Annotated in this window: 12 protein-coding genes and 1 pseudogene; 9 read left to right on the top strand and 4 right to left on the bottom strand. The window is 68.4% G+C overall.

Annotated elements, in window-relative coordinates:
• Positions 1-21 precede the first annotated feature (21 nt).
• The 4 genes from argC to CFB89_RS01100 all read left to right on the top strand — a co-directional run bounded on the left by argC (position 22) and on the right by CFB89_RS01100 (position 5,069).
• A complete protein-coding gene (argC, locus tag CFB89_RS01115; protein ID WP_089466425.1) occupies positions 22-972 on the top strand; it encodes an N-acetyl-gamma-glutamyl-phosphate reductase in 951 nt (316 codons plus the stop codon).
• 434 nt (positions 973-1,406) lie between these two features.
• Positions 1,407-2,828, top strand: coding sequence for a DUF2957 domain-containing protein (locus tag CFB89_RS01110; protein WP_089466424.1), 1,422 nt, complete (start codon positions 1,407-1,409; stop codon positions 2,826-2,828).
• A gap of 147 nt (positions 2,829-2,975) precedes the next feature.
• Positions 2,976-4,217, top strand: a complete 1,242-nt coding sequence (locus tag CFB89_RS01105; RefSeq protein ID WP_089466423.1) for a DUF2957 domain-containing protein — start codon at positions 2,976-2,978, stop codon at positions 4,215-4,217.
• An 18-nt stretch (positions 4,218-4,235) separates the two neighbouring features.
• Positions 4,236-5,069 carry an OmpW family protein gene (locus tag CFB89_RS01100; protein ID WP_089466422.1) on the top strand — a complete coding sequence of 278 codons (834 nt, stop codon included), beginning with the start codon at positions 4,236-4,238 and terminating at the stop codon, positions 5,067-5,069.
• A gap of 193 nt (positions 5,070-5,262) precedes the next feature.
• On the opposite strand, the pseudogene CFB89_RS33925 reads toward CFB89_RS01100, so the two are convergent.
• Positions 5,263-5,382: pseudogene (locus CFB89_RS33925) on the bottom strand (LysR family transcriptional regulator); the annotation flags it as partial.
• Between the two features lie 58 nt (positions 5,383-5,440).
• On the opposite strand from CFB89_RS33925, the gene CFB89_RS01095 reads away from it, so the two are divergent.
• Positions 5,441-6,178, top strand: coding sequence for a hypothetical protein (locus CFB89_RS01095; RefSeq protein WP_089466421.1), 738 nt, complete (start codon positions 5,441-5,443; stop codon positions 6,176-6,178).
• An 88-nt stretch (positions 6,179-6,266) separates the two neighbouring features.
• Here the strand turns inward: CFB89_RS01095 and CFB89_RS01090 are convergent, their stop codons facing one another.
• From CFB89_RS01090 to CFB89_RS01080, 3 genes are all read right to left on the bottom strand, one after another.
• Complete coding sequence (locus CFB89_RS01090; RefSeq protein WP_089466420.1) at positions 6,267-6,902, bottom strand: LysE family translocator; 636 nt, start codon at positions 6,900-6,902, stop codon at positions 6,267-6,269.
• Positions 6,903-6,971: 69 nt separating this feature from the next.
• Positions 6,972-7,841 carry an NAD(P)-dependent oxidoreductase gene (locus CFB89_RS01085; protein ID WP_089466419.1) on the bottom strand — a complete coding sequence of 290 codons (870 nt, stop codon included), beginning with the start codon at positions 7,839-7,841 and terminating at the stop codon, positions 6,972-6,974.
• Positions 7,842-8,026: 185 nt separating this feature from the next.
• Positions 8,027-8,263: a hypothetical protein gene (locus CFB89_RS01080; protein WP_089466418.1), complete on the bottom strand. Its 237-nt coding sequence runs from the start codon at positions 8,261-8,263 to the stop codon at positions 8,027-8,029.
• Positions 8,264-8,611: 348 nt separating this feature from the next.
• On the opposite strand from CFB89_RS01080, the gene CFB89_RS01075 reads away from it, so the two are divergent.
• The 4 genes from CFB89_RS01075 to CFB89_RS01060 are packed head-to-tail and all read left to right on the top strand — an operon-like array spanning position 8,612 to position 12,869.
• On the top strand, positions 8,612-9,817 hold the full coding sequence (locus tag CFB89_RS01075; RefSeq protein WP_089466417.1) for an efflux RND transporter periplasmic adaptor subunit: 1,206 nt from the start codon (positions 8,612-8,614) through the stop codon (positions 9,815-9,817).
• Positions 9,818-9,822: 5 nt separating this feature from the next.
• A complete protein-coding gene (locus CFB89_RS01070; protein WP_089466416.1) occupies positions 9,823-10,521 on the top strand; it encodes an ABC transporter ATP-binding protein in 699 nt (232 codons plus the stop codon).
• Between the two features lie 18 nt (positions 10,522-10,539).
• Positions 10,540-11,694, top strand: a complete 1,155-nt coding sequence (locus CFB89_RS01065) for an ABC transporter permease (RefSeq protein WP_089466415.1) — start codon at positions 10,540-10,542, stop codon at positions 11,692-11,694.
• An 8-nt stretch (positions 11,695-11,702) separates the two neighbouring features.
• A complete protein-coding gene (locus tag CFB89_RS01060; protein ID WP_089466414.1) occupies positions 11,703-12,869 on the top strand; it encodes an ABC transporter permease in 1,167 nt (388 codons plus the stop codon).
• Positions 12,870-12,877 lie beyond the last annotated feature (8 nt).

Genomic DNA, 12,877 nt, shown 5'->3' with positions numbered 1-12,877 from the left:
GTTTCATTCAGTGAGAGCGAAATGAGCACCAAAGTTTTTGTCGACGGCCAGGAAGGCACGACCGGCCTCAAGATCTTCGAATACCTGTCGGCACGCAGCGACATCGAGATCCTGCGCATCGAGGAAGCGAAGCGCAAGGACGTCGACGAGCGCCGCCGCCTGATCAACGCGTCGGACGTCACGTTCCTGTGCCTGCCGGACGTCGCGTCGCGCGAATCGGCCTCGCTCGTCGAGAACCCGAACACCACGCTGATCGACGCGAGCACCGCGTTCCGCACCAGCGCCGACTGGGCCTACGGCCTGCCCGAGCTGACCCGCGCGCAGCGCGAGAAGATTCGTACGTCGAAGCGCATCGCGGTGCCCGGCTGCCACGCGTCGGCGTTCGTGCTCGCGATGCGTCCGCTCGTCGATGCGGGCATCGTCGCGCCGACGTTCGCCGCGCACAGCTACTCGATCACCGGCTACAGCGGCGGCGGCAAGTCGATGATCGCCGAGTACGAAAGCGCCGCGCCGGGCGGCAAGCTCGCGAGCCCGCGCCCGTACGCGCTCGGCCTCGCGCACAAGCATCTGCCGGAAATGGCCGCGCACACGGGCCTCGCGCACGCGCCGATCTTCACGCCGATCGTCGGCCCGTTCTTGAAGGGCCTCGCGGTGACGACCTACTTCACGCCCGAGCAGCTCGCGAAGCGCGCGACGCCGCAGGACGTGCAGCGCGTGTTCGCCGAATACTACGCGGACGAAGCGTTCGTGCGCGTCGCCCCGTTCGATGCGGACGCGAACCTCGACGGCGGCTTCTTCGACGTGCAGGCGAACAACGACACGAACCGTGTCGACCTGTTCGTGTTCGGCAACGCGGAGCGCTTCGTCACGGTCGCGCGCCTCGACAACCTCGGCAAGGGCGCGTCGGGCGCCGCGATCCAGTGCATGAACCTCAACATCGGCGCGGCCGAGGACGCGGGCCTCAAACGCTGATTCAACATCGCATGCCATGCAAAGCCGGCCATTGGCCGGCTTTTTATTTACCCGTGTCAGGCAATATATAAAACCACTACACCGCGCATTTACAAATATTTACAAGCTTTCGATTGCGCGATTACAAGTGGATTAATCCAGCCCCCTCCTTATCCAGTCAATCCCGAATAGGGATAAACCGGATACCGTCTGTTTAAACGCTGCCGTTATACGCGAGAAGGCGCCGCGAGAGCGTGTCGGGCGTCGCGCATCCCCCACTGCGGCAGCTTTCGGCGGCCGGTCTCGCGTTTAAATTCTTACCGATAGCCTTATTGGGCAAGCATTCAATTAGACGATCCCGTTTCAATCGCCTTTTTTAGACGGGTTCATCAATTGACAGCAAAAACACAGGCAGCGACATTAGCTCGCACAATTAAACGATTGGAGACAGCGGCATGTCGCACACCTTATCGAAGGGGGTGGCAACGGCCTTTGCCATTGCCCCTTTCCTGGTTGCATGTGGTGGGGGGGACTCGGGCGGCGCGCTCGCGCCGATCAATGCACCCCAATGTTCCGGCTCGAGCTGCGGCACGCAAGGGCAGCCGCCTTCGCAGCCCATCAACGGCGCACTGTGCCCGGCCGACGCGGATATCGTGAAGAGCACGTATCTCGGCGGCGCGGGTAGCGGCGAGATCGTCAGCGTCAACATCGACGCGGTCGCGATGACGTACACGCTCAAGTGGCTCGAATCGCCGATTCCGCTGAAGACGGGCACCGTCACGCCGAGCCGCGTCGGCACGACCATCACCGGCAAGGTCATCCATCCGCCGACCGGCACGCTGCCGACCGCCGAGCAGACCCGCTGCGCGTTCGTCCTCACGCCGGGCACCGGCCCCGCGCCGGACGGCTCGACCTATTCGACGGCCGCCGACTTCAACCAGGCGAACCCGCCGATGCTGCTGGTCGGCATGGGCGTCGCGGGCGGCGGCATTCCCGGCGCGACGATCCAGTACGACGGGCTGACGATCATCCCGGGCGTCGTGCAGAACGTCGGCCAGGTGCCGAACCGGCACTTCGATTTCTATCCGTTCCTCGGCTTCGCGAACACGACGACGGACCTCTCGAAGCTGCCGGGCACGTACAACGCGCTGCTCTACCACCTCGTGCCGTCGGGCAACTACGCGACGAAGGGCTCCACCTCGAGCGAGACGTTCGACGCGAACGGCGCGTGCACGTCGAGCGGGTCGGGCGGCTGCCAGACGACCGGCGATCCATGGAAGACGAGCCCGAACGGCGGCTACTTCGATAGCGCCAAGGCGCCGCAGACGCTGCCGCAGACGCAACTGCCGATCGTCGGCGCGACCGGCAAGTCGGCGACCGCGCACATGGTGATCGGCCAGCTCAACGGCGCGACCGTGCCGGTGATCGTGCGCACGGGCAACGTGAATCTCGGCACGCCGCCGCTGCACCTCGATGCGCAGGTCGACGACGAATCGGGCATCGCGGTGCTCGGCGCGGCGACGGCCGTCACGTCGGGCACGATCGACGGCGGCTACGCGGGCGCGGACTCGAACTTCAAGTACACGGCCGCGCTGATCCGCGGCGGCAACGCGTCGTTCATCAACCCGTCCACGCAGGCCGAGGAAGACGGCTTCACGCTCGACTACGGCCAGACGACGCCGGGCCTGCTGAACGCGAAGACCACTCCGCCGAGCGGCGCGAGCTACCCGTCCGCATCGGGCGTGGTGATCGCGACGGGCGGGCTGTACGCGGCGCTGATCCAGGGCACGGTGAACGGCGGCGTCACGTCGACGTCGGCGAATTCGACGACGTCGTCGACCCCGTATTTCGGCGTGGGCGCGCAGATCAGCAAGTAGCGGGCGAGGACGCGGCGGCCGGCCTGCCGCCGCGTGACGCAGGGAAGGCACGAAAGCGTCCGGCACGGCGCGAACAAGACGAGCACGACCAACAGAAGCGGCCGACAGGGAGCTGGCCGCCGCACAAGACAAATCTGGAGGAGCAACATGAAGCGCAACCTCATTCTGGCGGCGGCCTTTGCCGCCCCCCTTCTTTCCGCCTGCGGCGGCGGCAGCGACAACCCGCCGCCGCTCGTCGAAGACCGGCTTTGCCCCGCCACGCTCGACTACAACACCGTGTTTACGGGCGGCGCGGGCAGCGGCGAACTCGCGAAGGTCCAGCTCGACACGACCAAGATGACCTGGCAGGTCACCTACGTCGAATCGGCGGTGCCGCAAAAGACCGGCACCGTCACGCCGACCCGCGCGGGCACCGTCGACAGCGGCACGCTCACGCAGGAAACGCTGCTGCCGACCAACAAGCTGAACCAGTGCGCGTTCCGGCTGAACGGCGCGAGCCTCGATGCGTCGCGTCCGGCGCGCATCTTCGTCGGATTCGGCGTCGCGGGCGGCACGATTCCCGGCAAGGAGATCCAGTTCGACGGCGTGCTCGGCCAGGCGGCGGTGCCCGACACGACATTCCCGTACTACCCGTTCATCGGCTTCTCGTCGATCGAAACCGACATCACGAAGGTCGCGGGCACGTACAGCCACATCGGCTTCGGCGAGGTGCCGTCGCAGAAATTCGGCCCGGCGTCGATCGACGCGAAGGTGACGATCAACGCGGACGGCACGTGGACCAAGTGCGACACGACCGGCCAGTTCGCCGGCGGCGCGTGCACGCAGCAGGGCACGAACTTCGTGCAGTCGGCCGACGGCAGCGGCGCGTTCCAGTCGAACAACTACGCGAGCCAGTTGAAGCCGACGCTGTCGGCCACGCCGCAGGGCAAGGGCTTCATGGTCGTCGGCAAGCTGCGCAACCAGCTCGTGCCGATCCTCGTGCGCACCGGGGTCGCGAACCCGAACCCGACGCCGGACAGCAACGGCGTGCCGGGCCTGACCGCCGACGACGAATCGAGCATCTCGATCCTCGCGCCGCAGACGGCCGTCGCGGCCGGTTCGCAGAACGGCGAGTACATCGGCGTCGACAGCCAGTTCGATTACCGGACCACCGCGCTGATCGACAAGCAGGCCACGCTGCTCGATCCGTTCCAGCCGTCGCAGGCGTCGCTCACGAGAGTGCTCGACCTCGACTACACGCAGAAGGTGCCGGGCACGGTCACGACGATCCATACGGGTTCGAGCAGCACGTCGCCGACCGGCAAGTTCATCTTCTCGGGTGGCGTGTTCGGTTTCCTCGACAACGCGGGATCGACGCCGTATTTCACGATCGGCGCATTCGTCCAGTAAACGGAGGGGAAAGCCGTGATGAAGAAAACCCTTCTCTGCGCGGCGGCCGGCGCCGCCGCCGTGGCGCCGCTCGCCGCGCACGCGCAGAGCGCCGGCAGCAACGTCGTCACGCTGGGCTGGTTCCACGTCATGCCGCAGCAGAGCAGCACGCCGATGACGACCAACGTCGCGCCGACGCCGATCAACACGCCGCTGCGGCTGCCGCCGTCGTTCACGTCGGCCGGCACCGGGCTGCATACGAGCGGCGCCGACACCGTCGGCCTGACGATCAGCCACTTCCTGACCGACCACATCGCGGTCACGTCGGTGGCCGGCGTGCCGCCGGTGTTCAAGGTGTCGGGCCAGGGCACGATCAAGCCGCCGGGCCCGGCCGGCGCGCTCGGCACGCAGAACATCGGGCTGGGGTCGGTCAACCCCATCGTGAAGAGCGTGCGGCAGTGGAGTCCGGCGGTGATCCTGCAGTACTACTTCGGGCAGGCCACCGCGAAGTTCCGGCCGTTCCTCGGCCTCGGCGTGTCGTACAACTGGTTCAGCGACCTGCAGCTCAACACGAACTTCATCAAGCAGACGCAGGACAACCTCGGCGCGATCCTCGCGGCGGGCGCGGGCAAGCCGGGGACGACCTCGGTGGAGGCGAAGGCGTCGTCGTCCTGGCAGCCGGTGTTCAACGCGGGCCTGCAGTACAACGTGACGGAACACTTCGGGCTGGTCGCGTCGGTGACCTACATTCCGCTGAAGACGACGTCGACGGTGACGATCAAGGCGGCGGACGGCTCGGTGCTCGCCGAGTCGAAATCGGACCTGAAGGCGGACCCGATCATCAGCTACGTCGGGATGACGTACAAGTTCTGAGTGCGCGGCGGCAGCCGGCGAATGGAAATGGAGCGCTGCGACACAATCGCAGGCAAAAAAAAAGCCCGCCTGATCGGCGGGCTGAATCCATATCAGAGGAGACATGGAGGAGACAGGTGCAATCATAGCGAATCGGTTTCCGCAATGCAACATTTCCGTAGGGAAAATAAGGATTTTCCCTCGAATGCGGCCTCTAGTTCGTTGTCACGGCGCCTGACCCCTTTTCGTTCTCCCGCTTGAGCACCTCGCCCAGCGCGTCGCGCAGCAGCTCGACCGGCCGCATCAGGCGGCCCGGCAACGTGTCGTGCACGATGTCGCATAGACATCGGACACCTACGATGGGAGTTCCTTCGCTCGCCCCCAGGTTTCCGATGAACTGCCCTGCCCCTCGTTGCGCCGCCCCCGTTTCCCCGCCCGTCGCCGTGCCGGCTGCGCTGAGCACCGGCATGACGCTGTTCTTCGCCGCGACGGTCGGCGTGATCGTGATGGACCTGTTCGCCGCGCAGCCGTTGACCGGGCCGATCAGCGCCGATCTGCATCTGCCGCCCGGCCTCGCCGGTCTCGTCGCGATGCTCCCGCAGCTCGGCTACGCGGCCGGGCTCGTGTTGCTCGTGCCGCTGGTCGACCTGCTCGAGAACCGCCGCCTGATCGTCGCGACGCTCGCCGTCTGCCCGGCCGCGCAGCGGCTCGCGCACGGCACGATGCTCATGGCGCTCGTCGTGCTCGGCGTCGCCGGCGCAGGCTGGTTCGGCTTCGATGCGCACGCGCATCGCGGTGTCGCGCTCGCGCTGCTGGCCGGCGGCGCGGCGCTGCTCGATGCGGGTGTGATCGTCGACCAGACGATCGGCCGCCGCGCGATCAACCTGCTGAACGCGGCCGCGCGCGGACGCCTGAACGGGCTGTTCGTCGGGCTGTTCGTCGGGCTGTTCTTCGGGCTGTTCTTCGTCGGCGGCGCGCTCGGCGCGGCGCTCGCGGGCAGCGCATGGGCATGGGGCGGCTGGAGCGCGGTGTGCGGGGTCGGGTTCGCGTTCGCCGGCGCGGCGGCCGTGTTCGGGCTGGCGGCCGGACGCGGCGCCGGCGCGGCGGCGCTGGATCGGCCGCGTGCGTGAGCACGCAGCGGTAAAGCACCGCCCAACAGCCGAACGCCCCGCCCTTTTGCAAGGGACGAGGCGTTCGGTACGCCGGGGTCGCCGGAAATCAGTGGCGAACCAGCGCCATCATCGCGCCGAAGCCGACGAACAGGCCGCCCGTCAGCCGGTTGAACACCTTCGCGACGCTCTGGCTCTTCAGCGTGGCGCCGATGCGCGTGCCGAACGCCGCGTAGACGAGATACCAGCTCACCTCGATCACCGCGAACGTGACGACGAGGATGCCGAACTGCGGCAGCGTCGGCTCGGCCGCGTTGATGAACTGCGGCAGCAGCGCGGCCGCGAACAGGATCGCCTTCGGGTTGCTGCCCGCGACCAGGAAGCCATTGCGGAACAGCGCGACGCGCGAGGCCGATGCCCCTTGCGACACGGCATCGACGTCGGCTGCCGGCGCATCGTCCACGCGGGCGCGCCACGCCTTCACGCCGAGATAGATCAGGTAGGCCGCGCCCGCGAAGCGCAACGCATTGAACGTCGCCGGCCATGCCTCGAGCACCGCGCCGAGCCCCGCCGCGGAGACCGCGAGCATCAGCACCAGCGCGCTCAGGCAGCCGGCCATCGTCGCGGACGAGCGGCGCAGCCCGTGCCGCGCGCCGTGCGTCATCACGAGCAGCATGTTCGGGCCCGGAATCGCCGACACGACGAACACCGTCGCCACGAAAAGCCACCACGTATGCAAATTCATCACTGCCTCTGTCTGGAATAGGGGAACGATCCGCCGATTATGCCGCGCGCACCGCGCTTCTGTCGCGTGTCACCGGCCCGCGCGGCGCAGCGCGGCTTCGCCGAGCACCGCGAAATCCTGGTCGCCGCCGCCGTGCGCGAGCGCGTCGAGCAGGCTGTCGCGCACGACGCTCGCCACCGGCAGCGGCACCGACGTCGCGTCGCCCGCCTCCAGCGCGAGCCGGACGTCCTTCAGCCCGAGCCGCGCCTTGAAGCGCGCGGGCTCGTAGCGCCGCTCGGCGATCATCGCGCCGTAGCCTTCGTAGACGGGCCCCGGAAACACGCTGCTGGTGATCACGTCGAGGAAATCGCGCATCGCGACGCCGTGCGCGCCGAGCAGCGCGGACGCCTCGCCGAGCGTCTCGATCGCCGACGCGAGCGTGAAGTTCGCGGCGATCTTCGCGACGTTCGCGTGCTGCGGCAGCGAGCCGAACCGCCAGGTCTTCTGGCCGATCGCATCGAACAGCGGCTGCACGCGGTCGATCGCCTCGGCCGGGCCGCCCGCCATGATCGTCAGGCGCGCGGCGGCCGCGACGTCGGGCCGCCCCATCACCGGCGCGGCGACATAGTGGATGCCGCGCGACGCATGCGCGTGCGCGAGCGATTCGGCGAGCGCGACCGACACCGTCGCCATGTTCACGTGGATCAGCCCGCGCGGCGCCTGCGCCAGCAGCGCGTCGTCGAACACCGCGCGCGCGGCCGCATCGTCGCCGAGCATCGAGAACACCGCGTCGCCGCGAAATGCGTCGGCCGGCGTGTCGACGACCTGCGCGCCGAATGCCGCCAGCGGCTCGGCCCGCTCGCGCGACCGGTTCCAGACCCGCACCGTGTGGCCCGCCTTCAGCAGGTTCGTCGCGATCGCCTGCCCCATTTCGCCCAGCCCGATAAACCCGAGATCCATGTCCCGCTCCTTCGCATCGTGAAGCCGCGAGTTAAGCACAGATGCCGGCGCTCTGCAGCGCCCGCCACCGGCCGCCGGCCGGGCGCGGTGCGCACCGGGCGCCTGAAAAAACAAAACCCCGCATGCCGGAGCATGCGGGGTTGGCCGACCGATGGCCGGCAACGCCGGCCGTGGCGGCGAGCCGCTTAGTTTTGCGCGCCTGCGTCGTTCGTGCCGGCGGCCGATGCGGCTGCACTCTTCGCCTGGCCCTTCTTCGAACCGTGATGCTTCAGCTGGTGCTTCGGCTTGCTGTGATCCTTCTTCATCGGCGCGGAAGCCGGCGCCATCGCGCCTGCCGGCGCCGACGCCGTCTCCTGGGCGAATGCCGAAACCGATGCGAGTGCGAATGCTGCGGCGATGATCGAAGCGAGCGTCTTCTTCATTGTTCTTCCTTTAGCGGAGAAAAAATCAAACGTACCGGTAAGTAAAGATGCGAGGCATTCGCATCGGAGCCCCAGGCCGCGAGGCCGGCTTTCGCCGTTCCGTCGCGACAAAACCTGACGCACTGGTTCCATAACGCACCGCCTTCGCGGCAAGTTGACACGTTGCTTGCATCCTCGGGTTTCCCCGGGGGCGGGCGCGTCAGCCGGCGCCGGCAGGCCGGACGGGCCGCCGCCGCGCGGCGCCGCAAACCGGCTCGCGCGGCGCCGGGGCGACGCTTATACTGGCGTCCATCCCGGAAACCGGATCGCGGCCGGTCGCACGACCGCCGCCGTCTCGAGGCGCTCAAATTGCCCGATCACAATCTGGACAAACTGAAAATCGACCGGCGTCCGATCGCCCCGGTGCCGCGCCGGCGCCGCTGGGTGCGCTACGCGGTCGCCGCCGCGCTCGTCGCCGCCGCGATCGCCGCCGGCCTCGCGCTCACCGGCCGGCCGACCGTCGACACCACGTCCGTCACGTCCGCCTACCCGTACCAGAACGACACGCAGCTCAATGCGACCGGCTACGTCGTGCCGCAGCGCAAGGCCGCGGTGGCCTCGAAGGGCCAGGGGCGCGTCGAGTGGCTCGGCGTGCTCGAAGGCACGCGCGTGAAGCAGGACGAGATCATCGCGCGGCTCGAAAGCAGCGACGTGCGCGCGTCGCTCGCCCAGGCGCGCGCGCAGGTGCAGGTCTCCCGCGCGAACCTCGGCGTCGCGCAGGCCGAGCTGAAGGACGCCGAGATCGCGCTGCGCCGCACCGCCGCACTCGCGCCGAAGGGCGCGGTGCCCGCCGCGCAGCTCGACACCGACACGGCACGCGTGAACAAGGCGCGCGCGACGCTCGACAGCGACCGGGCCGCGATCGCGTCGGCGCAAGCGAACGCGCAGGCCGCGCAGGTGGCGGTCGACCAGACGGTGATCCGCGCGCCGTTCGACGGCGTCGTGCTCGCCAAGCATGCGAACGTCGGCGACAACATCACGCCGTTCTCGTCCGCGTCGGACAGCAAGGGCGCGGTCGTGACGATCGCCGACATGGAGACGCTCGAGGTCGAGGCCGACGTCGCCGAATCGAACATCGCGAAGATCCGCGCCGAGCAGCCGTGCGAGATCCAGCTCGACGCGCTGCCCGACATGCGCTTCGCCGGCCGCGTGTCGCGCATCGTGCCGACGGTCGACCGCTCGAAGGCCACCGTGCTCGTGAAGGTGCGCTTCGTCGACCGCGACGAGCGCGTGCTGCCCGACATGAGCGCGAAGATCGCGTTCCAGTCGAAGCCGGCGTCGCCGCAGGACCGGCAGCCGGTGACCGCCGTGCAGGCCAGCGCGGTCGTGGAGCGCGACGGCCGGCCGGTCGTGTTCGTCGTGAAGGACGACGCCGTGCATGCGGTGGCCGTGACGAAGGGCGTGCGGATCGGCGAGCTCGTCGCGGTGCGCGGCGTGACGCCCGGCGACACGGTCGTGCTCGCGCCGGGCGCGAAGCTGAAGGACGGCGCGAAAGTGACCGTCGCGAAGAAGTAGCGCGCGTGAACGACGCCCGGCCGCCCCTCGTCGAGCTCAACCACGTCGCGAAGTCGTACCGGCGCGGCAACCAGATCGTGCCCGTGCTGACCGACATCACGCTCGACATCGGCGAGGGCGACTTCGTCGCGCTGATGGGGCCGTCGGGCTCCGGCAAGAGCACGCTGCTGAACCTCGTGGCCGGCATCGACCGGCCCGACAGCGGCGAGCTGCGCGTCGGCGGCCTCGACATCTCGCAACTCGCCGAGGCGCAACTGGCCGAATGGCGCGCGGCGAACGTCGGCTTCATCTTCCAGTTCTACAACCTGATGCCGGTGCTCACCGCGTTCGAGAACGTCGAGCTGCCGCTGATGCTCACGCACCTGTCGCGCCGCGAGCGGCGCGAACGCGTCGAACTCGTGCTCGACATGGTGAATCTCGGCGACCGGACGAGCCATTACCCGTCGGAGCTGTCGGGCGGCCAGCAGCAGCGCGTCGCGATCGCGCGCGCATTGATCACCGATCCGGTGCTGATCGTCGCCGACGAGCCGACCGGCGACCTCGACCGCGCATCGGCCACCGACGTGCTCGCGATGCTGCAGCGGATGAACGCCGAACTCGGCAAGACGATCATCATGGTGACGCACGACGCGCACGCGGCCGGCGCCGCGCGCTCGCTCGTCCATCTGGAAAAAGGGGAGCTGATCGATGGGCACGCGGCCTGACCGACGCGAGCGCGCGCCATGTATGTGCTGAAGCTGATCGCGCGCAACGCGCTGCGGCACCGGCTGCGCACGCTGCTGACCGTGCTCGGGCTCACGATCGCCGTGCTCGCGTTCGGGCTGCTGCACACCGTCGTCGACGCGTGGTACGCGGGCGCGGCGGCCGCGTCCAGCGGCCGGCTCGTCACGCGCAACGCGATCTCGCTGGTGTTTCCGCTGCCGGTCAGCTACGAGAACCGGATCCGCGGCGTGGACGGCGTGACGGCCGTGGTCCGCTCGAACTGGTTCGGCGGCATCTACCGCGACCCGAAAAACTTCTTCGCGAGCTTCGCGGTATCGGACAACTATCTCGACCTGTATCCCGAATTCATCCTGCCGGCGCAGCAGCGCGCCGACTACGACCGCGACCGCCGCGGCTGCCTCGTCGGCCGCCAGCTCGCGACGCAGTTCGGCTTCAAGGTCGGCGACGTGATCCCGCTGAAGGGCACCATCTATCCGGGCACGTGGGATTTCGTCGTGCGCGGGATTCTCGACGGCCGCGACGATTCGACGATCACGCGCCAGCTGGTGTTCCACTGGGATTACCTGAACGAGACGGTGCGCAAGCGCACGCCGAAGCAGGCCGACCAGGTCGGCGTGTTCGTGCTCGGCGTCGCGAACCCCGACGACGGCGCGTCGATCGCGCGCAGCGTCGACGCGGTGTTCAGGAACTCGCTCGCCGAAACGCTGACCGAGACCGAGCAGGCGTTCCAGCTCGGCTTCGTCGCGATGTCGAACCAGATCATCGCGGCGATCCGCCTCGTGTCGTACGTGGTGATCCTGATCATCATGGCCGTGATGGCCAATGCGATGGCGATGAGCGCCCGCGAACGCACGGCCGAATACGCGACGCTGAAGGCGCTCGGCTTCGGCCCCGGGTTCCTCGCGCTGATCGTGTTCGGCGAATCGGTCGTGATCGCGGTGGCCGGCGGCGGGCTCGGGATTCTCGCGACGCCGCCCGCCGCAAGCCTGTTCAAGCAGGCGGCCGGCGGCATCTTCCCGGTGTTCAAGGTGTCGACCGAGACGGTCGTGCTGCAGGCCGCGTGTTCGGTCGCGGTCGGCCTCGCGGCGGCAATCGTGCCGGCATGGCAGGCGGCGCGCGTGCGCGTCGTCGAAGGCCTGCGGGCGATCGGATAGTGGCTCGCATGGCGATTCCGCTCACCTACATCGCGCGCAACCTGTGGACCCGGCGCCTCACCACCGCGCTCACCGCCGGCGGGATGGCGCTCGTGATCTTCGTGTTCGCGACGGTGCAGATGCTCGACGCCGGCCTCACGAAAACGCTCGTGTCGACCGGCGAACCCGACAACGCGGTGGTAATCCGCAAGGGCGCCGAGACCGAGATCCAGAGTTCGATCGACCATCAGCAGGCCAACGCGCTCGAGATGCACCCGGCCGTCGCGCTCGGCCCCGACGGACGGCCGCTCGTGTCGAAGGAAGCCGTCGTGCTGATCTCGCTCGTGAAGACGTCGACCGGCAAGCCGTCGAACGTCGTGATCCGCGGCGTATCGCCGGCCGGCCTCGCGCTGCGCCCGCATGTGAAGCTCGTGGCCGGCCGCCCGTTCGCACCGGGCTCGTCGGAAATCGTCGTCGGCAGCGCGATCGCGAAAGGCTTCAGCGGCACGCAGCTCGGCGACAGCCTGCATTTCGCGCAGCGCGACTGGACCATCGTCGGCATCTTCGACGCGGGCGGCAGCGGCTTCGATTCGGAGATCTGGGGCGACGTCGACCAGCTGATGCAGTCGTTCCGGCGCACCAGCTATTCGTCGATGGTGCTGCGCATCCCGAGCGCGGACGGCTTCGCGCGCTTCAAGGCCGACATCGACGTCGACCCGCGGCTGACCGACAAGGCGAAACGCGAGCAAACCTTCTACGGCGACCAGTCGAAGGCGCTGTCGACCTTCATCAACATCCTCGGCATCACGCTGTCGACGATCTTCTCGATCGCCGCGATGATCGGCGCGATGATCACGATGTACGCGTCGGTCGCGAACCGCGTGGCCGAGATCGGCACGCTGCGCGCGCTCGGCTTCAAGCGCACCAGCGTGCTCGCCGCGTTCCTGCTGGAGGCGCTGCTGCTCGGCTTCGTCGGCGGCGTCGCGGGGCTCGCGTGCGCGTCGCTGATGCAATTCGCGTCGTTCTCGACGACCAATTTCCAGACCTTCTCGGACCTGTCGTTCCGCTTCGTGCTGACGCCCGCGATCGTCGTGAAGACGCTCCTGTTCTCGCTCGCGATGGGGCTCGTCGGCGGGTTTCTGCCGGCGATGCGCGCCGCGCGGCTGAAGATCGTCGACGCGCTGCGCGCGCGGTGACGCGCGCC

The sequence above is a fragment of the Burkholderia sp. AU16741 genome (assembly GCF_002223345.1).
In the GTDB taxonomy this organism is placed as follows: domain Bacteria; phylum Pseudomonadota; class Gammaproteobacteria; order Burkholderiales; family Burkholderiaceae; genus Burkholderia; species Burkholderia sola.
The sequence above is the reverse complement of the archived record's forward strand: the minus strand, read 5'-3'. Positions and strand labels throughout refer to the sequence as shown.